The 24,903-nt window shown below is 59.8% G+C and carries 24 protein-coding genes and 2 pseudogenes; 19 read left to right on the top strand and 7 right to left on the bottom strand.

Translation table 11 applies throughout. The features are described from left to right. Positions 1-182: 182 nt before the first annotated feature. From LB545_RS09580 to LB545_RS09530, 11 genes are all read left to right on the top strand, one after another. Positions 183-980: a gluconate 2-dehydrogenase subunit 3 family protein gene (locus LB545_RS09580; protein ID WP_140581469.1), complete on the top strand. Its 798-nt coding sequence runs from the start codon at positions 183-185 to the stop codon at positions 978-980. Between the two features lie 9 nt (positions 981-989). Further along, complete coding sequence (locus LB545_RS09575; RefSeq protein WP_140581472.1) at positions 990-2,750, top strand: GMC family oxidoreductase; 1,761 nt, start codon at positions 990-992, stop codon at positions 2,748-2,750. A gap of 25 nt (positions 2,751-2,775) precedes the next feature. Next, the gene (locus tag LB545_RS09570; RefSeq protein ID WP_140581475.1) at positions 2,776-3,153 is read left to right on the top strand and encodes a c-type cytochrome; all 378 of its coding nucleotides are present in this window, start codon (positions 2,776-2,778) and stop codon (positions 3,151-3,153) included. A gap of 343 nt (positions 3,154-3,496) precedes the next feature. Continuing rightward, positions 3,497-5,086, top strand: coding sequence for a GMC family oxidoreductase (locus LB545_RS09565; RefSeq protein WP_210239511.1), 1,590 nt, complete (start codon positions 3,497-3,499; stop codon positions 5,084-5,086). A 74-nt stretch (positions 5,087-5,160) separates the two neighbouring features. Then, positions 5,161-7,086, top strand: coding sequence for an FUSC family protein (locus tag LB545_RS09560; protein WP_140581478.1), 1,926 nt, complete (start codon positions 5,161-5,163; stop codon positions 7,084-7,086). Further along, entirely contained in the window at positions 7,086-7,289 is a 204-nt protein-coding gene (locus tag LB545_RS09555) for a DUF1656 domain-containing protein (RefSeq protein WP_140581481.1), read from the top strand. The genes LB545_RS09560 and LB545_RS09555 overlap by 1 nt, the downstream gene beginning before the upstream one ends. A 10-nt stretch (positions 7,290-7,299) precedes the next feature. After that, a complete protein-coding gene (locus tag LB545_RS09550; RefSeq protein ID WP_140581484.1) occupies positions 7,300-8,475 on the top strand; it encodes an HlyD family secretion protein in 1,176 nt (391 codons plus the stop codon). A gap of 235 nt (positions 8,476-8,710) precedes the next feature. Next, on the top strand, positions 8,711-9,628 hold the full coding sequence (locus LB545_RS09545) for an NADP-dependent oxidoreductase (RefSeq protein ID WP_140581877.1): 918 nt from the start codon (positions 8,711-8,713) through the stop codon (positions 9,626-9,628). A 61-nt stretch (positions 9,629-9,689) separates the two neighbouring features. Continuing rightward, a complete protein-coding gene (locus LB545_RS09540; protein WP_140581487.1) occupies positions 9,690-10,607 on the top strand; it encodes an NADP-dependent oxidoreductase in 918 nt (305 codons plus the stop codon). 60 nt (positions 10,608-10,667) lie between these two features. Continuing rightward, positions 10,668-11,585, top strand: coding sequence for an NADP-dependent oxidoreductase (locus LB545_RS09535; RefSeq protein ID WP_140581490.1), 918 nt, complete (start codon positions 10,668-10,670; stop codon positions 11,583-11,585). Positions 11,586-11,744: 159 nt separating this feature from the next. Beyond that, positions 11,745-11,921 (top strand): hypothetical protein, encoded by a 177-nt coding sequence (locus LB545_RS09530; RefSeq protein WP_181171891.1) that lies wholly within the window; start codon positions 11,745-11,747, stop codon positions 11,919-11,921. A gap of 237 nt (positions 11,922-12,158) precedes the next feature. On the opposite strand, the gene LB545_RS09525 is transcribed toward LB545_RS09530, so the two are convergent. The 3 genes from LB545_RS09525 to LB545_RS09515 all read right to left on the bottom strand — a co-directional run bounded on the left by LB545_RS09525 (position 12,159) and on the right by LB545_RS09515 (position 15,301). Next, positions 12,159-13,223: a helix-turn-helix domain-containing protein gene (locus LB545_RS09525; protein WP_210239512.1), complete on the bottom strand. Its 1,065-nt coding sequence runs from the start codon at positions 13,221-13,223 to the stop codon at positions 12,159-12,161. 465 nt (positions 13,224-13,688) lie between these two features. Next, positions 13,689-14,396 carry a peroxiredoxin-like family protein gene (locus LB545_RS09520; protein WP_140581493.1) on the bottom strand — a complete coding sequence of 236 codons (708 nt, stop codon included), beginning with the start codon at positions 14,394-14,396 and terminating at the stop codon, positions 13,689-13,691. Then, the gene (locus LB545_RS09515) at positions 14,396-15,301 is read right to left on the bottom strand and encodes a LysR family transcriptional regulator (protein WP_224704938.1); all 906 of its coding nucleotides are present in this window, start codon (positions 15,299-15,301) and stop codon (positions 14,396-14,398) included. Before LB545_RS09515 ends, LB545_RS09520 begins: the two co-directional genes overlap by 1 nt. A gap of 281 nt (positions 15,302-15,582) precedes the next feature. On the opposite strand from LB545_RS09515, the pseudogene LB545_RS09510 reads away from it, so the two are divergent. Beyond that, positions 15,583-16,428: pseudogene (locus LB545_RS09510) on the top strand (IS3 family transposase); the annotation flags it as partial. A gap of 77 nt (positions 16,429-16,505) precedes the next feature. On the opposite strand, the pseudogene LB545_RS09505 reads toward LB545_RS09510, so the two are convergent. From LB545_RS09505 to LB545_RS09495, 3 genes and pseudogenes are all read right to left on the bottom strand, one after another. Beyond that, positions 16,506-16,724 (bottom strand): annotated as a pseudogene (locus LB545_RS09505) (HAD-IA family hydrolase); the annotation flags it as partial. Positions 16,725-16,931: 207 nt separating this feature from the next. After that, the gene (locus LB545_RS09500; RefSeq protein WP_210239513.1) at positions 16,932-17,408 is read right to left on the bottom strand and encodes a redoxin domain-containing protein; all 477 of its coding nucleotides are present in this window, start codon (positions 17,406-17,408) and stop codon (positions 16,932-16,934) included. 36 nt (positions 17,409-17,444) lie between these two features. After that, complete coding sequence (locus tag LB545_RS09495; RefSeq protein WP_140581505.1) at positions 17,445-18,251, bottom strand: SDR family NAD(P)-dependent oxidoreductase; 807 nt, start codon at positions 18,249-18,251, stop codon at positions 17,445-17,447. Between the two features lie 330 nt (positions 18,252-18,581). Here LB545_RS09495 and LB545_RS09490 point away from each other — a divergent pair, with 330 nt between their 5' ends. From LB545_RS09490 to LB545_RS09475, 4 genes are all read left to right on the top strand, one after another. Then, positions 18,582-18,863 carry a GNAT family N-acetyltransferase gene (locus LB545_RS09490; RefSeq protein ID WP_224704909.1) on the top strand — a complete coding sequence of 94 codons (282 nt, stop codon included), beginning with the start codon at positions 18,582-18,584 and terminating at the stop codon, positions 18,861-18,863. A 211-nt stretch (positions 18,864-19,074) separates the two neighbouring features. Further along, a complete protein-coding gene (locus LB545_RS09485) occupies positions 19,075-19,608 on the top strand; it encodes a cytochrome P460 family protein (RefSeq protein WP_224704907.1) in 534 nt (177 codons plus the stop codon). A gap of 212 nt (positions 19,609-19,820) precedes the next feature. Continuing rightward, the gene (locus LB545_RS09480; RefSeq protein WP_140581506.1) at positions 19,821-20,354 is read left to right on the top strand and encodes a DUF1993 family protein; all 534 of its coding nucleotides are present in this window, start codon (positions 19,821-19,823) and stop codon (positions 20,352-20,354) included. Between the two features lie 63 nt (positions 20,355-20,417). Next, the gene (locus tag LB545_RS09475) at positions 20,418-20,942 is read left to right on the top strand and encodes a hypothetical protein (protein ID WP_140581509.1); all 525 of its coding nucleotides are present in this window, start codon (positions 20,418-20,420) and stop codon (positions 20,940-20,942) included. 34 nt (positions 20,943-20,976) lie between these two features. Here LB545_RS09475 and msrA read toward each other — a convergent pair whose 3' ends face one another. Further along, positions 20,977-21,513, bottom strand: coding sequence for a peptide-methionine (S)-S-oxide reductase MsrA (msrA, locus tag LB545_RS09470; protein WP_140581512.1), 537 nt, complete (start codon positions 21,511-21,513; stop codon positions 20,977-20,979). 324 nt (positions 21,514-21,837) lie between these two features. On the opposite strand from msrA, the gene LB545_RS09465 reads away from it, so the two are divergent. The 3 genes from LB545_RS09465 to LB545_RS09455 all read left to right on the top strand — a co-directional run bounded on the left by LB545_RS09465 (position 21,838) and on the right by LB545_RS09455 (position 24,745). Further along, positions 21,838-21,984, top strand: a complete 147-nt coding sequence (locus LB545_RS09465; protein ID WP_181171889.1) for a hypothetical protein — start codon at positions 21,838-21,840, stop codon at positions 21,982-21,984. A gap of 431 nt (positions 21,985-22,415) precedes the next feature. Beyond that, on the top strand, positions 22,416-24,110 hold the full coding sequence (locus LB545_RS09460) for a thiamine pyrophosphate-binding protein (RefSeq protein WP_140630258.1): 1,695 nt from the start codon (positions 22,416-22,418) through the stop codon (positions 24,108-24,110). 128 nt (positions 24,111-24,238) lie between these two features. Further along, positions 24,239-24,745 (top strand): Dps family protein, encoded by a 507-nt coding sequence (locus LB545_RS09455; protein WP_140581517.1) that lies wholly within the window; start codon positions 24,239-24,241, stop codon positions 24,743-24,745. Positions 24,746-24,903: the final 158 nt, after the last annotated feature.

Raw genomic sequence — 24,903 nt, 5'->3', positions numbered from 1 at the left:
GTCCAAAGGGAATTTCTAATTCCGCCCGTCCCGTCCGATCCTGACAACGATTGGCCGGCTGAGCACAGGCGGTCAACGCTTCATTCAGACTGCCGCGTGGAGCCTCCGCGCCATGCATGGGCTAGAGTCCGTTATGGGATCACGTGGTTTTGCCACGACCAAGAAAGTGAACCGCAACGCCAATGAGCAATGATCAGAGCGACAAATTTCTTCATCCGAACCGTCGGGGCTTCCTCGGCGTGGCAGCCGCCACCGGAGCCGCTTCGCTCGCTCCGGCCATTCTCGTAGGTTCAACCGCGACGACCGCGGCTCTCGCGGAAGCATCCGAGCCTGTCTCCTCCTCCCAGGCCGGAGATGCTTCCGCGAGTATTCCTTCAGCGAGGCTGCCGTCGCCAACACTCGGATATCTATCGTTCGGCCCTGACGAGGCGGGCCTGGTCGAGGCGATTGTCAATGTCATGTGTCCTGCCGACGCTTTAACACCAGGTGGCGTCGATTGCGGGCTTGCTGTCTATATCGATCGACAAATGGCAGGCAGCTTCGGCAAGGGCGCGCGTCTTTATATGCGCGGCCCCTGGCACGAGGGTAAGCCTCAGCTTGGGTATCAATCGCCGCTCACGCCCGAGCAGTTTTTCAAGGCAGGGCTCGCTGCCGCAGATGCGGCCTGCCGAAAACAGAATGGCAAGAGTTTTAGCGAACTCGATGAGAGCGCTGCCGACCATTTTCTCCATGAAATTGCCGAGGGGAAGGTGGTGGACGAGCGCATCCATCTCTCGACATGGTTCAACGAACTCCTCTATCCGCTGTTTGAGCAAGCGTGCTTTGCCGACCCCATCTACGGCGGCAATGTCGGCAAGATTTTCTGGAAGGCAATTGGCTATCCGGGTCTGCCTGCGGTTCATTCCCAAGACATGATCGATTTCCGCGGCAAGCCCTTTCCAGGCGCTGCTGACCCGAAATCCATCGCCGACTTCGCTTGAGAGGATATCATGGCTACACGCTTGAAACGCCGCGCTGTCGTGTTCGTCGGCGGAGGATTTACCGCGGCGCTTGCCGCCCGCCAGCTAACTGCCAAAGGCGTCGACGTCGTCGTCCTCGAACGGGGGATCGACCGGACCCATACCGCTGCCACCAGCCTGCCGTCGCAGCGTGATGAGCTGCGTTGGGACGTACACGGCGAGCTCTTTCAGGACTGGTCCGTCCAGACTTACACGCTCCGCCACAATGGCGGCGAAGCGGCCTTGCCGATACGCCGCGTCCAGGCTTTCAAATCAGGCGAAGGAATGGGTGGCGCCGCCAATCACTGGAACGGTCAGACCTGGCGCTGGGGCGAACATGATCCCGCCCTGCGCACCCATCTCGAAAGCCGGTATGGGAAGAAAGCGATTCCGGCGGACATGGCGATCCAGGATTGGGGCGTCACTTATGCTGAGTTGGAATCGTATCACGATCAGTTCGAAAAGCTGTTCGGGATCGCCGGCAAGGCTGGCAATCTTGGCGGCAAGGTGCAGGCCGGGGGAAATCCGTTCGAGGCTCCAAGGAAGAACGAATATCCGCAAAAGCCATTGCCCATCACTGAGGCGGGCGTGATCTTCAGCGAGGCAGCCAAAAAGCTCGGCTACAAGCCGTTTCCGATGCCGGCGGCGAACTCTCCGGCCGCCTACTCCAATCCCGATGGCATGCAGCTTGGCCAATGTCAGTTCTGTGGCCATTGCGAGCGCTTCATCTGCGAGGCCAACGCGAAGGCGAGCCCGGAGGTCTTGCTCTACCCCATGCTAAGACAGCGCAAGGGCTTCGAGTTACGGCTGCAAACGCACGTTCTCGACATTCTTTATGACAAGAAGGCAAAGCGCGTAAAAGGCGTTCGCTACATCGATCGCGTAAGCGGCGAGGAGTACGAACAGCCGGCAGACGTTGTCGTACTCTCTTCCTTCACGATGTCGAATACCAAGTTTTTGCTGATGGCAGGCATCGGTGCGGCTTACAATCCGAAGACCGGCAACGGCGTGGTCGGCAAGAATTTCTGCCACCAGACGATGTCCGGGACGCGCGTCTTCTTCAAAGACCGCTGGATTAATCCGTTCCTGGCGTCCGGTGCCTCACAAACGGTGATCGACGAATTCAACGGCGACAATTTCGACCATAGCGGCCTCGGCTTCCTTGGCGGTGGCTACATCTACGCCAACGTGACGAACGGGCGGCCGATTACAAGCCGGGCAGTGCCTCCGGGCACCCCGAAATGGGGCTCGACTTGGAAGAAAGCCAACGCCGATTGGTATGCGCACAATTTCAGCATATCAGCCCATGGAAGCTGGTATCCGCATCGTGAGAACTACGTCGATCTCGATCCGACCTATGTCGATGCCTATGGACAGCCGCTCCTTCGCATGACGTTCGACGTACGCGAGAACGAACGCAAGATGTCGGTCTATTTGTCGAAAAAGATCGATGAGATCGCAAAAGCGACGGGCGCGGACATCGCGCCGCCGACAGCTCCCCGGACGGGACCTTATGATAGCCGCGTCTATCAAACGACCCATATTACTGGCGGCACGATCATGGGAAGCGACCCCCTGACCAGCGTCGTCTCCCCTCATCTGCAGCACTGGGATGCGGAGAACCTCTTTGTCGTCGGTGCATCCGTCTATCCCTTTAACGCCGGCTACAATCCCACAGGTCCGCTTGGAGCGCTGGCGCTTCGCCTTGGCGATGACCTCAATGATTACGTCGCGCGGCCGCGCCACCTCTAATCGTCATCCACGAAGGGCATTCTCTATGAAAGGCGTTGGCAATATTGCCGTGTTTATAATGGTTGTCGGGCTTGCCGACGTGACAGCGAACCGAGGCTATGCGCAGGACGTGGAGCACGGAAAGGTCGTCTTCAAGGCCTGTGCTGCATGCCACGCGACGGATCATGCCAATCGTGTTGGGCCAGGTCTGGGAGGCGTCATCGGCAGGAAGGCCGGTTCGGTTGCCGGATTCCGCTACAGCAATGCGATGAAGAAGTCCGACATCGTGTGGGACGTGAAGATCCTCGATGCGTATCTGGAATCACCACAAAAAGTCGTTCCCGGAAACAGAATGCCCTATGCGGGGCTGAAGAATTCCGAGGACCGAGCGGACCTCGTTGCCTATCTGGCTACGCTGAAGTAGAGGCGATGGTCCGCGCGCAGGGGCGGTTGTTGATCCCGGCGCCCGACCACCTGTTCCAATTGCCGCTGCGTATCGTTTTGATAGTGCCGGGGAATGGCGCGGTGCCTGTCTCCCTCGCCTTCGCGAGTTGATCCCGTTTGCACGCAAGGCGCCGCTTCGCATTCGGCAGCGCACGGCAATAACGGCCGTCTATCGACTCTATGGCGAGAGGTGATTTCCCTCGCTGGCGTTGGAACGTCACTTTCTCAGCTAGATGGCCAGAACGCTTCCAACGGCCGGCACGGAGATGTGCGCCGCTTCCATTTACCGAACGATCCAAACGGCACAAATAGGGAAGACAATAATGTCCGATGACGCCTTCGATATTGTCATTGTCGGCGCGGGCGCCGCCGGCTGCGTCGTTGCAAGTTATCTCGCTGAACATACCGACGCATCGATCGCCTTGATCGAAGCGGGCAACGTGGACCACGATCCGTTAATTCACATTCCAGCCGGCTTCGCCAACATGCTCGCGCATGGCAGAAATGTCTGGAAATACGAGACTGTTCCTCAGCACGGCATCAAGCGCGCCTATCGCTCGGGAAAGGTGTTGGGCGGGGGCTCTTCGGTCAATGCGATGGCATACGTCCGTGGCCAGAGCCGTGATTACGCGGCTTGGCAAGACGCCGTGGGCGACACCGGCAAGTGGTCGTATGAGGATCTGCTTCCCGTCTTCATGGTGCAGGAAAGCAACGACACCTTCCACGATAAATTCCACGGCATCAACGGCGGACTCGCGGTCCAGCAGCCCAAGGGCATCAACGCACTGAACCAGTATTGTCTCAAGGCGTTCCAGGAATACGGCGTTCCTTTCAATCCGGACTATAACGGCACGAGCTCGATTGGTGTTCGCCGGTGCACTCTGCGGTCGGAAATCAGCGACGGTGCAGCGCGGTCGACGCATATTTTGCGCCCACACCTCGCCTCGGGCCGCGTGGCCCTTTTCACCAACAAGACCGTCATCCGCATTCTCATCGACAATGCCCGCGCGGTTGACGTCGAGTTGAGCGATCTGGAGACAATCACGACCGACCAGGTCGTGCTTTCGGCCAGGTCCGTTCACAGCACTAACATTTTGATGCATTCCGGCGTCGGTCCGGCCGCGCAACTGCGCCAGCATGGGATTGCGGTGATCGTCGATTCCCCGGAAATCGGGGAAAATATGCAAGACCACGCAATGGTCCCGGTCCGCGCCTACGTAAAGGGTGATCTCGGTTATCAAGCGACCGCCCATGGTCTCGGCACCATAAAGGCGGGCCTGCGTTATCTCGTTACCAAGGATGGTCCCGCGGCCGGCAACGGCATCGAAACGGTTACCCACTGGAACCCTTCGGACTTCACCGCAGACCCGACGATTCAATGCTATCACGCCCCCATTATTGCTAACGAAGGGCTTGCTCCGACAGGCGATAGGTCCGGCATCACATTCGAACTCGTGGTGCTTCGGCCCAAGAGTCGCGGCTGGGTTCGGCTTGCCGACAGTGACCCGACGTCGACGCCGCTGATCAATCCGAATTTCATCGGGGAAGAAGACGACTTGAGGTCGGCCGTGCAATCGGTGCGGGCAATCCGCGAGGTCATGGCCCAAGGTTCATTGGCGTCGGTGATCGAGGAAGAGCTGGACCCTGGTCCGAACGTCCAATCGGACGGAGAGATTGCCGAATGGGCAAAGCGGGTCGTGACGACAATGTGGCACCCAGTTGGTAGGTGCCGTATGGGGCAGGACGCACGGGCAGTGGTTGACGCAAGACTTCGGGTCCGCGGGATCGACCGTCTCCGCGTCATTGACGCCTCCATCCTGCCAAACATCACCAGCGGAAACACGAACGCGCCGACGCAGGCGCTCGTACGCCACGGCACGGCAATGCTGGTCGAGGATCTTACAAGAAATTAAGGGCCGCTTTCCCAAGGCGGCAACGGCCGCGGTTCGCCGCAGGGCGAGAAACCCGAATCGGGGAGTAGTTGTGTTTGACGCTGCCTGAACAGATGAAGCTCCGTCCGTTAGGGTTTCCTCTCGCCGCCTGGGCTTTTGCCGGCCGAACCTGGCTGGCGGCGGTTCTGGCCTTGTATGTAAGCTTCTGGCTCTCGATCGAGATGCCGTCGATGGCGATGGTAACAGTTGCGATCATCGCCGAACCAACGCGCGGCCAGGCACTGGGCAAGGCAGTCTTTCGTGTCCTGGCAACGACAATCGGCGTGGCCGCTTCTATTGCCCTAACCGGGCTTTTCTCCCAGTCGCGCGATCTTCTCTTGATCGCCTATGCCGGCTGGATAGGTCTCTGCGTCTACGCCGCAGGAATGCTCGACGGCAATCGGGCCTACGCGGCGGTCCTGTCGGGCTTCACCGTTGCTCTGGTTGCGATCCAGGAAATCGACAATCCCGGGCACGTGTTCGAGGCGGGTATGATGCGCGGCGCGGCAATTCTCATCGCAATTGCATCCGTTGCGATCGTCAACGACCTACTGGGGTCGCCGGATCGTCACACCAAGCTACTGGGGCAACTGGCCGATATCCATCGCCGGATCGCCGACCACGCCAAAGCGGCGATCCTTGGCGAACCGATGGAACCAATGGCGTCCGCTGCCCTGCTCGCCGAAATTGCCGCGCTTCGGCCAGAGATCGCGACGCTGGTGTTTGAGTCGAGTAACGGCCGGGCCAGAAGCGTAGCGGCGCAGAACGTGGCCGCCGCGCTTGTGGCCGAGTTACATGCCGCTCGAAGTCTTGATGTCCTTCCGGTGATTGCAGACCAGACGAGCGCTAAAAGAATTGCGCACGCGCTTGACCGCGACGAAAAGGCTCGCCAGCCGTCGCCATGCGCGTGGCGAGTCAAGAAGCAAGCGGATGCAGACGCGACGGTGCCGTTGGCCTGGACGCTTGAGGAATTGCTGAGAAGAGACGATCAGGTTCGACAGAACATCGCTGCCCTGCGCACTGATGGGAGTCCCTCCTGGCGATGGCGTGGACTGATCTATCGATCGCACCGCGCGGCAATTGAGTCTGGAGTTCGCGCGGCGATCTGGGTTGCGTTGGCGAGTGTGTTTCTCGTCTATGCGGGTTGGCCCGCGGCAAACACTTCGTTGGCGCTCGTTGGAACGTTCGTGGGACTCGGGGCGATAACGCCCAATTCACGTGCAACCACTGCCCTCGCGCTCATGGCTGCGCCCGTCGGCGGTGTTCTGGCTGGCCTTCTCGAGTTTGTCGTCCTCGATGGCGTCGACGCGTTTCCGCTCCTTGCCATCGGCCTAGCGCCGCTGATTATCGGCACCGCGCTGCTGATATCATCGCCCAATCGCCTGATGTCGGCGATTGGCCGATTTACGCTTATCTACAGCCTGGTAATTGCCTCGCCGACCAACCCCCAGACCTACAACGGGCAATCGTACCTCTTCTTCTTCCTCCTCGCTTGCCTTGCGCCCGCCTTGTTGTTGGCGACGCAGTTTCTTGTACCTCCAGTCCCTCAGGAGAGGCGGCGAAGATGGATGTTAACGTCGTCCCGCGAAGACTTTGCTCAGGGCCCCCCGCGTGGCCGTCGGCATGAGCCTGAGGAGGAGATGTTTCGCGACGCCGTCAGGATTGGGCAAATCCTGTCCACAGGGACAAATCCGGAGACGATCGGCGAAGTTCTTTCACATTTCGACCAATCCTCGATTCTCCGATTGTGCGACACCAAGCTGAAGGCTCTCGCCGGCGGCCCCTTGGCGGGGTTGGTTGAAGACGTACGCGCCGCGTTCAACAAGCGTGAACCGCGGGCAATTCGTGCCATTGCCCACCGCTTGAACCAAGCAACACCGCCAAATCATTCGATTACCGATCTCCGCGCCGCGCTAATGGTCGCGAGCTATCACGCTGAGGCGGCACTAGGGCGACGTGCTCATCTTAGTGAGACCGCGTGATGGCTCATTCCTTCCACGACTTGGTTATTGGCGGGGTCTTGGTCGCACCCTTCATGACCTATGCGGTTGCGGCTCTGTTCGTCGTGCTTCTGACGAAGCCGCTGCTGCGAACTGTCGGTTTTTGGCGGCTCTTCAGCAATGCCGCGATTGCCGAACTCAGCCTCTACATCACAATTCTGGGCCTGATTGCCTTGTTTCTCTGAGGGAAAATTGATGGATGGTGCCAGCCAAGACAAGGTGATCGACCGAGAAGAACCGGGATCCGCCACGTTGCCTGGATCGACCGAGAGCGATGTGTCAGTCGGGCTAAGCGCAGTCGCACGTGCGAAATCCGGAGGACGTCAATCTTGCGGGCCAGAGATCTCCGTCGCGTTCGCCACACCACCGGTCGGACGGCGAACAAACATCACGCAAGCTCTTCTGCCGATTTCTCGCAGACTTGCAACGTTGGCAATATTTCTTGTCGCGGCGATGATCTCACTCGTGGTGTGGGACCAGTATGTCGTCGCGCCTTGGACACGCGACGGGCGCGTACGAGTTCAGGTTGCGGGCGTTGCACCTCGCGTGTCCGGCCAGATCACAAAGCTGTGGGTCTCCGACAACCAATTCGTCCATAAGGGAGATGTACTCTATCAGATCGAGCCATTTGATTTCGATGTTGCGTTGCGCCTGAGCAAAGCAGTTTTGGAACAAAAAGAAGCCGACAACTATGTAAAGGAGTTGCAGTCGGAACGCCGGAAGCAGTTGTCGGAACTGTCGATCTCGAAAGAACAGCAACAGATCTTCGAGGGCAGCGCCCGACAAGCTAAAGCCGCGGTCGACGTTGCGCGTGAACAGGTCGCCCAGGCAGCCGTTAACTTGAAGCGAACCGAGGTCCGCAGCCCGGTCAACGGCTATGTCACGAATCTTCTCCTACGAGTAGGCGACTATGCGCACGAAGGAGTTAGCAACATCTCGATCGTCGATACCGACAGCTTCTGGGTGGACGGCTATTTCGAGGAGACAAAGTTAGCGCAGATGTGCATTGGGGATCGCGCAGAAGTCAAACTGATGGGCTACGCAGCCCCGCTGATGGGTCATGTAACGACGATCACCCGAGGCGTCAGCGTATCGAACGCTGCGGCCGGCCCTCAGGGTCTTCCAAATATCGACCCGGTCTATACGTGGGTGCGACTGGCGCAACGCGTGCCGGTCCGGATCGCTATTGATAGGGTTCCGCCCGGCATGCCGCTCGTCTCCGGAATGACAGGAACAGTGACGCTGCGCGACGGCTCCCAGCCGGATAAGAAATCCTGGCTGCTTCGCGTGAAGCGTGCGGTCGGAACGAGCCTCTCCCACATAGTTCGCGGCGTGGCTCCGGAACCTGGCTGTATCGCCTCCAAGCCTTGAGTGAGCGCCCGAGGCCCGGACCGCCCTGGATCGACGGCCACCCTTCATGACGGTCGTTATGCCGCGATCGCGCCGGGACGACGGCCCTTATCGAGTTCATAATTGTCGCGCGGCCCTTTGGTGGCATCGATTCCATAGCTGACGGTCATTAGACGACAGATTTTCGCCGCTCTATTTTCCGCTATCTGCGAGAAATTCAGAAGATCGCAAGATCTCTCATCCCGGAAAGCAGATGATGAAGGCAATCGTTGTTACGGATCAGGCTTCCGGAACGTCCGGGATGAAGTTGGTCGACGTTCCCAAACCAGAGGCGGCGATAAACGACGTCCTCGTCGAGGTACATGCGTCGGGGTTCACTTCGGGTGAGCTGATATGGCCCTCGACGTGGACCGATCGTCTCGACCGTGACCGGACTCCATCTATTCCGGGGCAGGAGGTTGCCGGCGTGGTCGCGTCTCTCGGCTACGGCACGACCGGGCTCTCGGTTGGACAACGGGTATTTGGCCTTTCGGACTCCTATCGTGGCGGCACACTGGCCGAATATGTAGCGATCGAGGCACGCAATCTCGCGCCGCTACCGGGCGATGTCGACTTCACAGTCGGGGCGAGCGTGGCGATGCCGGGCCTGACCGCATGGCAGGGGCTATTCCAGCACGGCCGTCTTCGGACGGGACAGAGCGTCCTCGTGCACGGCGCCGCCGGCGCAGTTGGTTCGATGGCGACGCAGCTCGCGCGCGAATTCGGCGCCTACGTCATCGGCACCGGCCGCGCTGCCGACCGCCAGAAGGCGCTCGACCTTGGCGCCAGCGAATTCGTCGATCTCGAGAATGAAGTCTTGAACGATGTCGGTCGCGTCGACCTGGCGTTCGATGTCATCGGCGGAGATGTCGCCACGCGGTCAGCAGGGTTGATCCGGGATGGAGGAACGCTCGTGACCATCGCTGGACCGACCGAGGCGCGACCTCCAAACGGCCGTTCGGTGGACTTTGTTCTCGTCGCGGACCGCGCCCAATTGGGCGAAATCATCCAGCGTGTGCGGGACGGCCGATTGCAAACCAATATCGGCCACATAGCGTTGCTCGATGATGCCGTCGCCGCATTTAATCCGACCAAACGGATCAGCGGAAAGACGATCATCCGCATTCGCCCATGAGCCAACCAAGCCGATGACGGGACCATCCCACCAAAGAGGCTGATCACTGAGGACAATTCCGATGAAGGCGATCGTGGTATCCGACCAGGCGGCAGGAACGGCCGGGATGAAGCTGGTGGCGCGGCCAGAGCCGCAGGCGGCGATCAATGACGTCGTCGTTCAGATTCATGCTTCGGGGTTCACTTGGGATGAGCTGACCTGGCCCCCGACCTGGACCAATCGCGCCTTCCGCGACCGAACACCGTCGATCCCTGGGCACGAGGTGGCCGGAGTGGTCACGGGTCTCGGATATGGCACGACGGGTCTATCGCTGGGACAGCGGGTCTTCGGCCTTACGGACTGGTATCGGGACGGCACATTGGCGGAGTATGTGGCTGTCGAAACGCGAAACCTCGCGCCACTACCCGGCGGCGTCGATTTCACAGTCGGTGCGAGCGTGGTCATGTCCGGCCTGACTGCATGGCAAGGTCTGTTTCAGCACGGGCGGATCGAGGCCGGCCAGCGCATCATCTCACACGGTGCAGCGGGCGTCGTCGGTTCGATGGTCACCCAGCTTGCGCGTGAGGCTGGCGCTTACGTCATCGGCACCGGACGCGCCGCCGACCGTCAGTCGGTGCTCGACTTCGGCGCCAATGAATTCGTCGATCTCGAGAACGACGCTTTGGAGGACGTCGGTACAGTCGATCTGGTATTCGACGTCATCGGCGGTGACATCGCGAAGCGTTCCGTGCGCCTGGTGCGGCCCGGAGGAACGCTGACGACCATCATGGGCCCGGCTGAAGCACGGCCCGTGGATGGCCTCACGGTGGATTTCGTAGTCGAGCCCGATCGCGCGCAACTGAACGAGATCATCCAGCGGGTGCGAGACGGTCGACTGCAAACGAACGTCGGTAAGATTGCGGCCCTCGACGATGCCGTCGCCACCTTCAACTCGACCGAGCGACGCAAGGGAAAGACGATTATCCGCGTTCGTCCGTGAGGGAGACTCTACGTTGCCCGACCATCTCAACAAACAACAGATGACCGAGGAGAAATTCCGATGAAAGCAATTGTAGTAACGGATCAGGCTGCCGGAACGGCCGGGATGAAGCTGGTGGAGCGGCCCGAGCCGCAGGCTGCCATAAACGATGTCGTCGTACAGGTTCATGCGGCGGGATTCGTCAACACCGAACTGGAGTGGCCCTCGACCTGGGCCGATCGAGCCTTCCGCGACCGGACGCCGTCGATCCTCGGCCATGAGCTGGCCGGTGTGGTCACTGCGCTCGGCTACGGCACCACGGGGCTTTCAATCGGTCAGCGGGTGTTCGGCCTCGCGGACTGGCATCGCGACGGCACGCTCGCGGAGTATGTAGCGATGGAAGCGCGCAATCTCGCGCCACTTCCGGGCGATGTCGAGTTCACGGTGGGCGCGAGCCTGCCGATCTCGGGCCTGACCGCGTGGCAGGGACTGTTTCAGCATGGCCGCCTTCAGGCGGGGCAGAGCGTCCTTGCGCATGGTGCGGCCGGGGCCGTCGGGTCGATGGTGACGCAGCTCGCACGAGAGGCCGGCGCCTACGTCATTGGCACCGGACGCTCTGCCGACCGTCAGAAGGCGCTCGATTTCGGCGCGAATGAATTCGTCGACCTCGAGAACGACACCCTGGAAGACGTGCGCGGCATCGATCTGGTGTTCGATGTCATTGGCGGCGACATGCAGAAACGGTCCGCGGCGCTGATCCGAGCCGGAGGTACGCTGGTGACCGTCGTCGGACCGGCCGACGCGCGGCCCGTGGATGGCCTGGCGGTCGATTTCGTCGTCGAGTCCGACCGTGCCCAGCTGAGCGAGATCGTCCAGCGGGTGCGGGACGGACGGCTGCGGACGAACATCGGCAAAGTCGCGACCCTCGGCGAGGCGATCGCCGCCTTCAACTCGACCGAGCGGCGCGCGGGGAAAACGGTCATCCGTGTTCGCCCGTGAGCGACACGAGCGCGACGTAATCTGCGGTGCGCCGCGAAGCCGCGGCGGTCGCCGTCTCAATGTTTGCCGAGCATCCCGGGCGCGTCGCACTGAGCCGAGGTGACGTTAAATCGTGGAGCTCAGCGAGGGTTGCAGCAAGGAATTGCTCCGGAGTGCGAGATGACCGATGGCGCGATCCAAGAGATCCTGGAAAAGTCGATAGATGATTTGCCCGCTGACCTGCGCAGCAGGTTTGTGGCCTCGGTCCTAACCTTTGGGAGCGTCTATCAGCTCGGGGACAGCCGCTCCGAACGCATTACAAATGCAGTATTGGAGCGGCTTTTCCGGCGCTCGTGAAACCGACTTCGGACTTACCGTCTCTTCGATGTCGGGAAGCCTATATCAACGGCGGCATGCGCTTACTCATTGAAGTGCTCCCGTTCGCTTTATCTGGACCAGACCCGCTTCATCATCCCTCGCCAAACTCGTTCCCCGTCAGCGCCTTATTCAGAATGGGCCGGCGCAGTTGGATGCCGTTAAGCTGGTTAAGTGCTACTTGGCATCCCTCAAATAAGCAGTCCAGTAGGTCCTATCCTAAGGATTGAATGACGAATCGCCCATGTCTTGTATGTCTCGGTACCTCGAAGGATCGCAACCATGCATCTTCCGAAAGGTGCGGGAGAAACTGCTGCGACTTGTATAGCCCACACCATGGACGATCTGGTCGATCGATAGGCCGCTATTCTTCAGGAGGACTACGGCTTTGCGCATTCTTAGGTCACGAAGGGTCGCCATAGGCGGTTTCCCGAACAGACGAGTGAAGCGAACCATGAATACGGATCGACCAAGACAAGCGGTCCGCGCCAAGCTCTCTACCGAGTGCGGGAATTCTGGATGGGTGACCATCTCCGCAAAGGCACGCGCGATCCGTGGGTCGCCTAACATAGAGAATCGTTCCACCCATAGATTTTTGGTTGTAAGTGATCGTCTCAGTAAAGTAACGAGTACTTGCTTCATTAAAGCTGCGGTCATGGCGCCGGTCCCGACCTCCTGGGCAACTAGTTCGTCCATCGCCGAACTCAGCCTATGATCGAGTTGGTCCGTTGCACCAAATTGTTCCACAATCGGGCACGTGAGGGTTCCGAAAAGATCTATTGAAGCGCCGTACGTGGCACGGAAGTACCCGCAGATCAGCATGACCTTGGGCTCGCCTCTACCTGCAGCGAATCTGCTCAGGGCTCCAGAAACCGATGTCCGGGCGTTCTCCTCGGTGATTGTGAGAGTTGCTGGATGCCGCTTATCGTCAGCACCCTCAATACAAAAAGATTGCCCAGCAGGAACAATGATTAAGGTATGCGGCCGGAGATCGATAGGAGTATGATGGCCGATAATCATCCGACCCGTCCCTATAAGGTCATAGTGGATGCCAGGAGCGTTGGTGGTGGCCATCGTCAATCTCCAGCCTGGACCAACCACGCATTCAGAAAGCTTGACGAACTCGACCTCCATGGTCATCAACAGATTGTCTAGGTCAGAAGGAGATATTCGTACAATCGGTTTGCAATTCATACTTTCTTTAATCTTCATTGCCCGTTGAGAAGTGCCAACCTTATCGGCGCAATGGTGATCGTTATCGAAAGTGTAAACAAATGCTGACATTGGGCTTCTCACTTGTTCTTGGACAACTCTGAGTTTTGGTGAAAGGGAAGTTTCCCTTGCGTCGTGCTCTTCTCCAGCCACATGCGTCCTCCTTCGTCGTGCCGAGCGCGTCAAACAGATGCGGCTCACTTGCGGGTTCGATGCCACACCGACGTCGGCTGGGTTACGGATGCATAGTCGTCAGCCACGGATGTTCACGCTTTCAGGATACTGCATCGCGAAATGCCTATCGCCGCCCAGACCGCCTGCGGGTTAATCGGTGGAAGCAGCCAAATGCTATGGCGATGCTCACGCGATTGAAAATGCCGATTTGCTGGGGATTCCATAGCTCGCTGCTATGGTCTACGGGTGGTTTCTTGCAGAGGATCTGGATCACAGCCGCGCGATCCTTCAGCCAGCATTTGCGATCGCAACGCTCAGATAGGCATACGCGGGGCCGTGCGGACTGTGGAATCGCGACGCGAACTATCTTGCAGAGCGCAGCGCCACAAGCATGTCCTCGGTCGCCATACGCGTGCGGTAGTCCGGGTCGACGAAGCGCGCATGGACGATCCCATCGGTGCCGACGATGAAGGTGGCCGGGATCGGCAGCATCCATTCATTGGCGCCCTGAGACACCGACGGATCCCATCCAGAGCTGATCATCATGTGCTTCATCTCGTCGTCGACGGAAAACGCGAGGCCGAGGGACATCGCATAGCCGTTATCCATGTCGGTGAGAACCGGAAACGGCGCATTGGCGTCGGACTTGAGCCACATAGCGAACTTTGTGCGATCAGGCACGATCGCGGCGACGTGTCGGTGTTCGGTAGCGATCTGTTCCTCAGCACGGGCCAGCGCGTCGACATTGATGCGACAATACGGACACCATTGCCCGCGATTGAATGCGATCGCCACCGGCCCTTCGCCGAGCAAATCGTTCAGGTGGACCAGGCGCCCCTGCTCGTCGGGCAGCAAGAATGCCGGCATCGGCTCCCCTACCTGGGGCGCTGTTGCGCCAGCGCCGGCTTCGACGAGACCGTTGACGAGGGCATCGACCGCTTCAGCGAAATGCGGGCCCAGCCGCCGCACTTCATCCGAGAACGCCTGGAGCCGATCGGCCAGCGGTGCCTCCAGATCGCGGCATCGGATGAAAGCGACTTCGAGGATTTCACCAATGGGGCGTTCGGCCATCAATGAGCTCTCCTCTGCCGCGCCGGTCGTACGTCGAAGCTCCAGTCGGCGGCGCGCAGCAGATTGAGCAGAGTGGCACAGGCGACCGCGCGGCGTCGACCCGCAACCGTGTACGCTGACACAGTGCGTGCGAGTTCCAGGCGCATCAGCGGTATTCGGCGGAAGCCAGCCGTGTCCGAGGTCGCATTGGGGATGATCGCGACGCCAAGGTTCGAGTCGACCAAGGCCAGCAGGTCCTCTTGCGTCGCCACTTGGTGCCTGGCAGTGTTGACGACGCCGTTTGCTTCCAGGCGGGTCTTGAGCTCTTCGACCATCTCACATTCGGTGTTGATCACGAGGGTCTCAGAGGCAAGATCCCTGAGCTCGACTCTGTCTCTGCCCGCGAGCCTGTGAGTTCGATTGACGACGAGGTGAAATGGTTCCTCGAAAAGCGGGAAAGCATCGAGGCGAGACCAGGGCTCATTAAGCGGGCCGGCGATTGCCAGCTCTGCGGTGCCCAATCTCAGGTATTCGGTGACCTCGGCGCCCGTGCCGCGACGCAACTGCAGTTGCAGACCCGGGAAAGCACGCGACAGCTCCCGCAGCATTGTTGTGAAGGGATTGAGCGCGACGGTCCGCGAGACCGCAACTGATAGGGGCGCGGCCTCGCCCTCGCTGATCGATGCAGCCACCATCTTGGCCGTAAGGGCTGATTGGTAGCACTGGCGCAACATCGGCAGCATGCGCTGGCCGAGTTCCGTCAGATGCGACAGCGCACGCTCGCGTCGCAGCAACTCGCCACCGAGCTCGGTTTCGAGGCCCTTGATCGCGCGTGACAGGGACGGCTGGGTGACGTTGCACTGCTCGGCTGCCTTGGTCAAATTCAGGGTTTCGCTGATTGCCAAGAAGTATCGAATTTGGTGCATCTCCAAAGCACGACCCTCACTACCTACTCATGGTGGGAACTGGGAACGTACCCGCGGCCACGATGCCGTCAGGCGCAACTTGATCGTGTCGAAATATGTCTATAGCGGTGTGACCAGGGACATGCTTGTAACCATACCCGAACGGCGAGCGAAAGAAAGACCGTCACGTTCCTCCCAGCCCTTCTTCTTCGCCATGGCGTTGATCGAAGAACCGCACATGACAAGCAAGACGACCAACAAGTTCTCTCCCGAAATCCGGACCCGTGCGGTGCGGCTGGTTGGTGCTGCCGATCGCCCCGTCGACCTACCACGACCATATCGCCAAGCGAATCGATCCCTCCCGGCTGTCGGCTCGGGCGAAGCGGGACGAGGCTTTGAAGGATGAGGTTCGACGCGTGTTCGAGGCGAACTTCCGCGTCTACGGCGTTCGCAAGGTCTGGCGGCAGTTGCAGCGCGAGGGCTTCGACGTCGCCCGCTGCACGGTTGCCCGCCTGGTGAGGGCTATGGGTCTTGAGGGCATCATCCGCGGCAATCCGATCCGCACCACGGTGAGCGACAAGGCCGCACCTTGCCCTCTCGATCACTTTAATCGCCAGTTCCATGCCCCGGCGCCGAACATGCTGTGGGTCTCCGACTTCACCTACGTCGCGACCTGGACGGGCTTCGTCTATGTCGCCTTTGTCATCGACACCTATGCCCGCGGGATCGTTGGCTGGCGGGTGAGCCGGACGGCGCATGCGAGCTTCGTCCTGGACGCTCTGGAACAGGCACTCCATAATCGGCGGCCGATCCACCGCGGCGGGCTTATGCACCTAGCGATAGAGGCAGCCAATATGTCAGCATTCGATATACCGAGCGCCTGGCGGAGGCCGGCGTCGAGCCTTCGGTAGGCAATGTCGGCGACAGCTACGACAATGCTCTCGCCGAAAGATCAACGGTCTCTACAAGGCCGAGGTGCTCCATCGACGCGGACCATGGCGCAACTTCGAAGCCGTCGAGTTCGCTACGCTCGAATGGGTCGACTGGTTCAATAATCGCCGGCTGCTGGAGCTCATAGGCAACATCCGCCGGCCGAAGCCGAGGAACGCTACTACGCCATGCTGGATGAACCAGCCATAGCCGCGTGACTCAAATGTAACGGCCTCCGGAAAACCCGGGGCGGTTCAGACATCGTCGAACAATTGCGTATCGGAGCGAAGACCCAAGTTCGAAGACTGTAATCAAGTGACTCACGCGTGACCGTCCAGAAATCCTGGTAGCGCCCCATCAGCGATCGCAGCCAACTGTATTCGAGCTGCTTCATGCGCCAGATCTGCGTGATGTAGTCGGCATGGCCCGGGAACGACGCATCGGTAATTTCTGAAACCGAATGCACGTCATAAAGCGTGCCATATGCATCGAACACAAATGCCTTCACCATGATACGAACTCCTGTCGCTCGCGGTTTCTCATGACTGACCGCCCCGATGAACAGCACGAACTCATCATCGACGCTATTATCGTCTCCATCTCTGTTCTCGATGGGTCCGAAGCACGTTCGCCAATGCAATCTACAAATCTTGGTTTCGATGAATAGTCTCGGCTCCAACGCCGCCAACTAGCTCTGCGGTCCTTGCTTCACGATTCTATCTCACCTTTTCGATGATGATTTCAGGTAGCGGACCATGCCCAATACGTCATCAGGAAGCAGACGTCCGATCGCGCCCGTCGAGTAGACGGCCGTCACAATCCGACTCTCGGGATTCAGGACGAAGCCAGTTGCTTGGAGATAGACGGGATCGTCATTGACGAAGGCGCCGGTGGCCGCGGAGACGGCTCGTGCATCGGCCCCGTGGGCGACCGGAAAGCCGAGTTTATACTTTGCGACGAGCGCCTCCGTCTTTTCACGATCGTCCACCGATACCGAGGCGACCTTGATGCCTTCCTCGGCGAATTTGTCTGCCGCCCGCGCAAAAGCTGCAAGCTGGGCGTTGCAGAACGGACACCAGGAACCGCGGTGGAACAGGATCACTCCGTATCCGCCAGCGAGATCGCCAGGCAGATCGACTTCGCCGCCACCAGCGCGGGCAAAGGTTAGAGACGGAAAAACATCGCCGTTTTGCAGCATCGCGATAGGGACTCCTTGTTCGACCTGTGTGCCGCTCTAAAGGGCAGCGTGATCTTTCACCGCTTCTTCGAGCGCGGGTTTCATACTGAGCATGCGTTCATCGACCGTAGCCGGATTCTCTCGATTCAAGGCTATCATCTGGGCGCGAACCTCGCCGCCACGGATCACTTCGAACGCCTCAGCTTCGATGCCCGCAGCGATCGCTTCGGCGACGGCGGAAGCTGGCTCGCGCGAAAACCCGAGTTCGGGCCCTGCATGATTTGATTTCATCATCGGTGTGTCGGTGCCGCCCGGATAGACGGTCAGCACATGGATGCCCTCCCCTTTCAGCTCACGCCGCAGCGCCTCACCGAAATGTGCAAGCCCGGCCTTGACTGCCGCGTAGGTGGAATAGAACGGAGCCCCTACCAATGCGATGCCGGAGGAAACGTTCACGACCATGGCGTCACCGCTCTCACGGAGGACCGGCAACGCTCCGCGCGTCAGCAGGATCGGGGCCGTTAAGCCGACATCGATCATCGCGTGCAGTTCGGCTTCATCGGTCTTTTCCAAACGACCGGCTCGCACGCCGCCGGCATTGTTCACAAGGACATCAAGGCCGCCGAGAGCGGAAACGGCCTGCTCGAGCGTCACGGCGCGTCCTTCGGCTGTCGAAACATCAGCTGCTATGCCGTGGATCTCGGTAGTTCCGGTTTGCAGGGATCGAACGGCTTCAGCGACGACTTCCGGACGGCGTCCGCTTATCGCCACTTTCCCTTGCTTCGCCAGCAATATTCGCGCCAGCGCAAGCCCTATGCCGCTCGATCCGCCGGTGATGAGAATGCGCTTGCCGGTGATGTTCATGCCCGTTCACCTATAGGCAGCGCGTATTCGAAAGTGTCGGCCATAACAGGAACTCCGAAAATAATGGTCTGCCGCCAGAGCAGATTGGACGTGGCGGGCGCGAACTTGGTCTGCTCATCCCTACGCGCCCAAGAATACAGCCCTCGCCCCTGCCCCGAGCGCGATCCGACGGCCGACGCTTTCGCGTCAAAAACGTAGGTCCGTAGATCGCGCAGCGAATCCATAATCCGTCGCCGTTCGTCCAGACGCGGGCGTTATTCAGCGTGCGGCCGCAGACCGCCGCACTCGTGCCTGCTAACTTTGTCGGCCTCTGAGCGAAGGAGACGGAAAGTGCAAAGCGACATCAGGGACAACCCGGCCATGAACCGGTTTGAGATGTCCCTCAGCGGCGATGCGCTCGCGGTCGCGTACTACAAGATCGAGGACGGCCGGGTCGTGCTGCTGCATACGGAAGTACCGCAGGAGCTATCTGGCCTTGGCTACGGATCGCGGCTGGCGCACGGCGTTTTCGAGGCCTTGCGGCGCGACGGGAAACGAGTGATCGCAAAGTGCCCCTTCATGTCTTCCTACGCCACCCGGCAACCCGAATATGGCGCACTCCTCGATGGTTGACCCAAAACCAACCCGTATTGCCCCCAGACAGACCTTTGGAGAACGATATCTCACGCCTATCAAATGCATGTCCAAAGGGAATTTCTCATTTCGTCGACAGAGTCCGATCCTGGGGCTTGCCAGCCCGGTCACGAAGCCCGCCGCTTCCAGGGTGCTTGAACCCCTCGCACCGAGGGGGGGTGCCCCGTGCGAGCAGCAAAGGAGACCTCCAATGAAATTATCGAGGACAGTCAGCCTGGGTGTTGCGATCGTCATGGTCGCCGGCGCCGCCGTGTCTCTCGCGCAGATGAGCCGAGCGGCTCCAGTCGATCAAAGCGCAAATGTGGCGGACGCCGCCGGGAACTCGCATGTTCCGACAGATTACAGAACGCTTTACCAGGCGCTCGGCAGTTGGGCGATTGCCGCCGATAGCGGGCAGAGCTCGAAGCAGATGCACACCGTTTACGCCTCTCCGGGAACGATCGACGCATATCGAAAGACCGGGCACTTCCCGGATGGCGCCGTTCTCGTGAAGGAAGTCTTTGCGACCTCGACGAACGAGATGACCCCCGGCACGGTAAGCCACGTCGACAAGCTCAAGGGCTGGTTCGTCATGGTGAAGACAGCAAAGGATCGCACCCAGGCAACCCGCTGTGGGGAAACGGTTGGGCTGGTCGTGGTTCGATGCAGACAAGCCCCTCAAGACCACCTCGACAAACTACCACACCGATTGCCAGGGTTGCCACGTGCCAGCAAGGAACACTGACCGGATTTACGTGAATGGATATCCGGCGCTCCGTTGCTAGATGTCAATGCGCGTGAGCGTTCTCGCTGCGGTTCGCGGAGCTTCGACGCCTATCTCGAAGGACGCCACGAGCAAGAGCGGAACCACGGGAATTATTGTGACCATTCGCTTCGGTTATCGACCTTCTGGGACCAACCGACGTTCAGACTAGAAACGAACCCACGGAGGTCAGTGTGTCCTTCTCGGTCTATGAGATCACAGTCCCTGTCATGGTGCATGGACTGAACGTGATGGATGACTATCTCGATCACGCCCAGGCGCTCGAGCGGGCCAAAGGGTTTGAGCCGGGACGAATATTAGGCGAGCGGCTCGCACCCGACATGCTGACGTTTGGAGAACAGTTCTCTGTAAGCTGCAACAAGGTTGACGCGCACATGGCGAAGTTGATGCAGCGCGACCCGACACCGCCCCGCACCACTGCGATGATGTATCCGGCATTGAAGGGACGGCTCCTCGAGACTCGCGGCTTCTTGCAGAACGTGCAGCCGGACGAGATCGCAGGTGCCCAGTCGCACACCTATGAGCTGACCCCACCTATCGTGCGCGGATGGTATGGCGGCGACGACTACATCCGGTACTTGGTGCTACCTGACTTCTTTTTCCACATCTCGATAGCGCATGCGATCCTCCGGCATCTCGGGGCGAAAATCGGAAAGCGCGACTATCTCGGCAATCTTACGCAGCAGAGCGGCGGAGATTACTCGTGAGATGCGGAGCGATGCACAGTACGAGGCCTTTTAGAGTGAAAACGAACTAACAGGATACACAAAGTGAGCGAGTTGCGAGAAGTCATTGGTGCGCTGCAAAGTCATGTCGAATTTGAGGCCGCTGTAGGCGAGCTCGAAGCTGCGGGGATCGACCGCTCTCGAATAAGCTTCCTCGCGCAGGAGGATATAGCTGCGACATGCGCCGGCACCGTTGGTTGCGACATCAGACAACTGCCCCGTGTGGAGGTCAGCATGAGCGACGACCGGCAACAAGTTCGCACACTTGTGACCTCGCTCGCCGCAACTGTCGCGTCGTTCGCCGGCGCTGGCGCCGTTCTTGCTGCGACTGGCGGAACGGCGGCGCCAGCCGTGCTGGCGGGATTGGCTGCCGGAGGCGGAGTGGGCGGGCTGGCCGCCTTGTTTGGACGGGGCCACGAAGCGTATGTGCACGAATGGGCCGAGAGACAGGTCCTCAATGGTGGTATTGTGTTGATCGTTCATCCTGCGAGCGCAGAACATTTCGATGCCGCCGCCGCCATTATGCGACGGCATTGCGGGACCGATGTGTTCGCCTCGCCATCAGCGTAGCAGCGAGCTTCGCCCATCGACATTGGCAGGTCGTTCAGGTTTGCAGCTTGGCAGTTCCAGATTTGCGGAATGCATGAGATGAAGGAAGGCGCCAGTCCGGCCTAACAAAGTGGCAGTTGTACCCTTGCCGATGTCTTTGCAGGTAGTCCTGGTGCTCCGGCTCGGCCTCCCAGAATCGGTCTTCCGGGTTGATTTCGGTCACTACTGGACCAGGCCACAAGCCGGAGGCCTCGATTTCGGCGATCGTTTCAAGGGCTGTCTCCTTCTGCTGTGCATCGGTGTAGAAGATGGCGGAACGGTAGCCCGATCCAAAGTCACTCCCTTGCTGCTCGTACGTCGTCGGATCATGAATTTGAAAAAAGCGTTCTAGGATGGCGCGGTAACTTACGATCAGAGGATCGAAAGTTACCTCGATTGCCTCGGCATGCCCGTGATGACTGCCGTAGGTCGGATTAGGGAGATCACCGCCGGTGTAACCGACACGCGTTGAACCTACGCCGCGGACGCTTCGAAACATCTCCTGCATTCCCCAAAAACACCCGCCGGCAAGGATCGCCTTCTCCGTAGCCATGTTTGCCTTCCTTCAGCCGGCCAGATACCGCTTTGCGAGAGTAGCGATCGCCGACCCGGTCGGATCATAGAATGCGGGCATCCAATTGATAACCAGCCGGGATGAGATCATCACCGGCGATCGTGGTATCCAGTCCGGAAGATGCCCAACGATCGGATCTGGCGTGCAAAGCCACGAGAACACAGCGAACGCGGCTCACGTGTCGGCCGTGACCTCTGTCGTGCAGACGCTGCTCGCACACTTCCTTGCGCTTGAGCCGACGCAAGAGGCGGCGGACGCTCTCGTGGCCCGCCTCCGCCGAGCATCGCGGCATGTTCCCCGTTTGTGGCTGACGACGACCAGCACGCAAGTCCGGTTTCTGCCTATCAGGAGGAGATCGAAGCCTGCATAGGGCGGATCGTCGACGACGCGGTCAGCCAGGACACCTATACGCGCCGCATGACAATTCGCCCGCAGGACGGGCAGACCTGACACTCCGACAGACAACCCGAGAGGACGAATGGCAACCTGGGGCTGCATGTAACCACGACGCAGTTTCGATCGCGCCTGGCGCACGAAATCCTCGATCGAGCGGAGCGGACCGTCACCATGTACCTTACGGTGCGGCCCGACGATACCGCCGTCAGCGCTGCCCTTGAGGAATTGATCCGTGCGGATTTAAACCGACGCTGACAACACAATTGCCGCCTGGCGCTCGGCCGACCGATGTAGGTTCTGGGCGGGCCAGCCCGGAATACATCGGGGCATGCTATTCATAACTCGGCGTTATCACCGCGCGGCAATTCCTCCTGTACAACAAGCCGCTTAATGCGAGAGCGCAAGGCTGTCGCAGTGACGCCGCGGCATCGGCCCGGGCCCGGTGGTCATTTCGAAAAAATGCGGGGCTATCGCGGAAGTAATCCATGTCGCGTACAGTCGCAGAAGCCCTCGTCGATGTCCTGGAAGAGGTCGGCGTAAAGCAGATCTTCGGCTTGATCGGCGACTCGCTCAATCCGCTGGGCGACGCTGTACGGCAAAGCAAGATCGAATGGGTCGGGGTTCGCCACGAAGAGGGAGCCGCATTGGCTGCGGCAGGCCAGGCCAAGCTGACTGGCCAGCTCGCCGTGTGCGCCGGAACAACGGGTCCTGGCAGCACCCACCTCGTCGCTGGCCTCTACGAGGCCGCGCGCGACCATGCACCTGTCTTGGCGTTGTCGGGAGAGATGCCGCGACGTCTGAAAGGGATTGACTATCACCAGTATACCGAGCCGGACCTGCTATTTCGCGACGTGTCGCTCTACACCCAAACGATAACGGCGCCAGCACAAGCGCCCGGCGTGATCCATCAAGCGATCGCCTCCGCATACGCGGGCCCAGGAGTCGCGCATTTGACGCTCCCCCAGGACGTGCTGTCCAGCAAAGTCGAACACGCCGTTCCGAGTGTGGCAACTCTTGGTCCGCGCAGCGAGATCACGCCTGGCGAGAACGAAATTGAGGCGGTTGCTCGTCACATCGACGAAGCGACGTCGATCACGATCCTGTGCGGCGCGGGATGCCGTGGCTCCGCAGAGCTGCTCCGCGCATTATCAGACCGATTGAAGGCGCCGCTCGTCCACACTGTTCGCGGCAAGGAAATCATCGCATATGACGATCCGCGATGGATGGGCGGGCTCGGCATGATCGGCAGCAAACCGGTCTACAATGCGGTCCAGGAGTGCGACCTCCTGCTTATGCTCGGTACAGACTACCCTTATTCCAATTTCCTGCCGACCCACGGAAACGTCATTCAGATCGATGAGCGGGCCGTAGCGATTGGACGACGCACGTCGACGGTGCTCGGCGTACAAGGTTCGGTGCGTCCGACCCTCGCCGCGCTCTTGCCGAGACTGCGACAGAAAATCGATAGCACATTCTTCGACAGCGTCGCGCGCAGCCGCCGCGCTTGGGACGAACTCCTCGACAAGCAAAGCGACCTGATGCGCAACCGCGGCAAGATCCATCCACAGGCTGTAGCGCGCATGGTTAGCGACCTTGCGAAGGACGATGCCGTGTTCGTCTTCGACACGGGCCTCAACACCCTTTGGTCAGGAAACTGGATTCGACAGAACGGCAAACAGCGCATTACCGGTTCGTTCAACAATGCGGCCGTCGGCACGGCACTCGGGCAAGCAAACGGAATACAGGCGCTCGATCGCGCGCGACAGGTGATCGTCCTTACCGGGGACGGCGGCTTCAACATGTTGATGGGCGAATTCCTGACAGCGGTCCACCACCGTTTACCCGTCAAAGTCGTCGTCTTCGACAATGCGGCTTTCGGGCTCATCACGCTCGAGGCGGAAAGCGTGGGCATTCTTCCGTTTCACGACGCGATCGAATTCCCAAACCCCGATTATTCTGTGCTGGCACGTGCTTGCGGCGCGCAGGGTTTCACCGTCCGCGATCCCGCGCTACTCGAGGCGATTTTGATCGAGGCACTCGCGTGCCCGGGCCCTGCAATCGTCGGATGCGGCGTGGTACCTGACGAGATGCCGAACCTGCCACATGTCGAACTGGAGCAGGTCGGCGGCTACGCTGTCGCGAAAATCAAGGAAGCGATCGCTGCCTTCACCGGCGGCTGACGGATTCCCGTCTTTTTGCCCCCCATCCACCCCAAAACTCGCTGCCTTGCAGCTCGCGCAGGCCGCATTCAGCCTGCAATCAAACAAAAAAACAGTACGCAACACGAATAGTGAAAGGGACCACGATCATGACGACAGACGTTGAAGACGTGCCAAACGGGGAGCGAGACGAGCCGGCGCTGCGAAACTCGCTTGCGACCTTCGCAGCGAAGATCAATCAGGTTCTGGCCGATTCTCTGTCGCTCTATCTCAAAACGAAGAACTTTCACTGGCACGTGAGCGGCCCCCATTTCAGGGACTATCACCTCATGCTGGACGAACAGGCGAGCGAAATTCTTGAAGTCGTGGACCCGCTCGCGGAACGTGTCCGGGCGATGGATAGCGTGACGATCCGCTCACTTGGCCAAGCGGCACGACTACGCACCATCGCGGATAACGAGGCCGAGGAAGTCGCGCCAGCCGCGATGCTGGCCGAACTCATGGAAGACAACAACGCCTTTGCCGCCTCGATGCGCCAGGCCCACAAGCTCTGCGCCGAATTGGAGGACCTTGCCACTGCAAGCCTCCTGGAAGGCTATATCGACGCCGCGGAGAAGAGAGCTTGGTTCCTCCGCGAGACCGCACGGGCGGGCTGATTCTCGACGATTCCATTGTACTGAAAGTCCAAAACAGGACGCCGCAAGTCCGAAGTGGCGTCCTGTGAGCTAGGACTCGTCACCGTTCGAATCCAGAGTGACGCAAAGCATCGGGCCGTCTCGGAATGCGATCAGGCCGCGTATGTGAAACTCCGCAA

Origin of the sequence: Mesorhizobium sp. BR1-1-6, assembly GCF_020165355.1 — a bacterium.
In the GTDB taxonomy this organism is placed as follows: domain Bacteria; phylum Pseudomonadota; class Alphaproteobacteria; order Rhizobiales; family Rhizobiaceae; genus Mesorhizobium.
The sequence above is the reverse complement of the archived record's forward strand: the minus strand, read 5'-3'. Positions and strand labels throughout refer to the sequence as shown.

Bases quoted from the DNA above. Each gene is read 5' to 3' on its own strand.
- LB545_RS09545 (WP_140581877.1), top strand. From the start codon at position 8,711: ATGAAGGCAATCGTTGTTACGGATCAGGCTTCCGGAACGTCCGGGATG.
- LB545_RS09455 (WP_140581517.1), top strand. From the start codon at position 24,239: ATGACGACAGACGTTGAAGACGTGCCAAACGGGGAGCGAGACGAGCCG.
- LB545_RS09485 (WP_224704907.1), top strand. From the start codon at position 19,075: ATGAAATTATCGAGGACAGTCAGCCTGGGTGTTGCGATCGTCATGGTC.
- LB545_RS09575 (WP_140581472.1), top strand. From the start codon at position 990: ATGGCTACACGCTTGAAACGCCGCGCTGTCGTGTTCGTCGGCGGAGGA.
- LB545_RS09530 (WP_181171891.1), top strand. From the start codon at position 11,745: ATGACCGATGGCGCGATCCAAGAGATCCTGGAAAAGTCGATAGATGAT.
- LB545_RS09565 (WP_210239511.1), top strand. From the start codon at position 3,497: ATGTCCGATGACGCCTTCGATATTGTCATTGTCGGCGCGGGCGCCGCC.
- LB545_RS09540 (WP_140581487.1), top strand. From the start codon at position 9,690: ATGAAGGCGATCGTGGTATCCGACCAGGCGGCAGGAACGGCCGGGATG.
- LB545_RS09520 (WP_140581493.1), bottom strand. From the start codon at position 14,396: ATGGCCGAACGCCCCATTGGTGAAATCCTCGAAGTCGCTTTCATCCGA.
- LB545_RS09460 (WP_140630258.1), top strand. From the start codon at position 22,416: ATGTCGCGTACAGTCGCAGAAGCCCTCGTCGATGTCCTGGAAGAGGTC.
- LB545_RS09500 (WP_210239513.1), bottom strand. From the start codon at position 17,408: ATGCTGCAAAACGGCGATGTTTTTCCGTCTCTAACCTTTGCCCGCGCT.
- msrA (WP_140581512.1), bottom strand. From the start codon at position 21,513: ATGGCTACGGAGAAGGCGATCCTTGCCGGCGGGTGTTTTTGGGGAATG.
- LB545_RS09525 (WP_210239512.1), bottom strand. From the start codon at position 13,223: ATGTCAGCATTTGTTTACACTTTCGATAACGATCACCATTGCGCCGAT.
- LB545_RS09515 (WP_224704938.1), bottom strand. From the start codon at position 15,301: ATGCACCAAATTCGATACTTCTTGGCAATCAGCGAAACCCTGAATTTG.
- LB545_RS09495 (WP_140581505.1), bottom strand. From the start codon at position 18,251: ATGAACATCACCGGCAAGCGCATTCTCATCACCGGCGGATCGAGCGGC.
- LB545_RS09550 (WP_140581484.1), top strand. From the start codon at position 7,300: ATGGATGGTGCCAGCCAAGACAAGGTGATCGACCGAGAAGAACCGGGA.
- LB545_RS09555 (WP_140581481.1), top strand. From the start codon at position 7,086: ATGGCTCATTCCTTCCACGACTTGGTTATTGGCGGGGTCTTGGTCGCA.
- LB545_RS09535 (WP_140581490.1), top strand. From the start codon at position 10,668: ATGAAAGCAATTGTAGTAACGGATCAGGCTGCCGGAACGGCCGGGATG.
- LB545_RS09570 (WP_140581475.1), top strand. From the start codon at position 2,776: ATGAAAGGCGTTGGCAATATTGCCGTGTTTATAATGGTTGTCGGGCTT.
- LB545_RS09580 (WP_140581469.1), top strand. From the start codon at position 183: ATGAGCAATGATCAGAGCGACAAATTTCTTCATCCGAACCGTCGGGGC.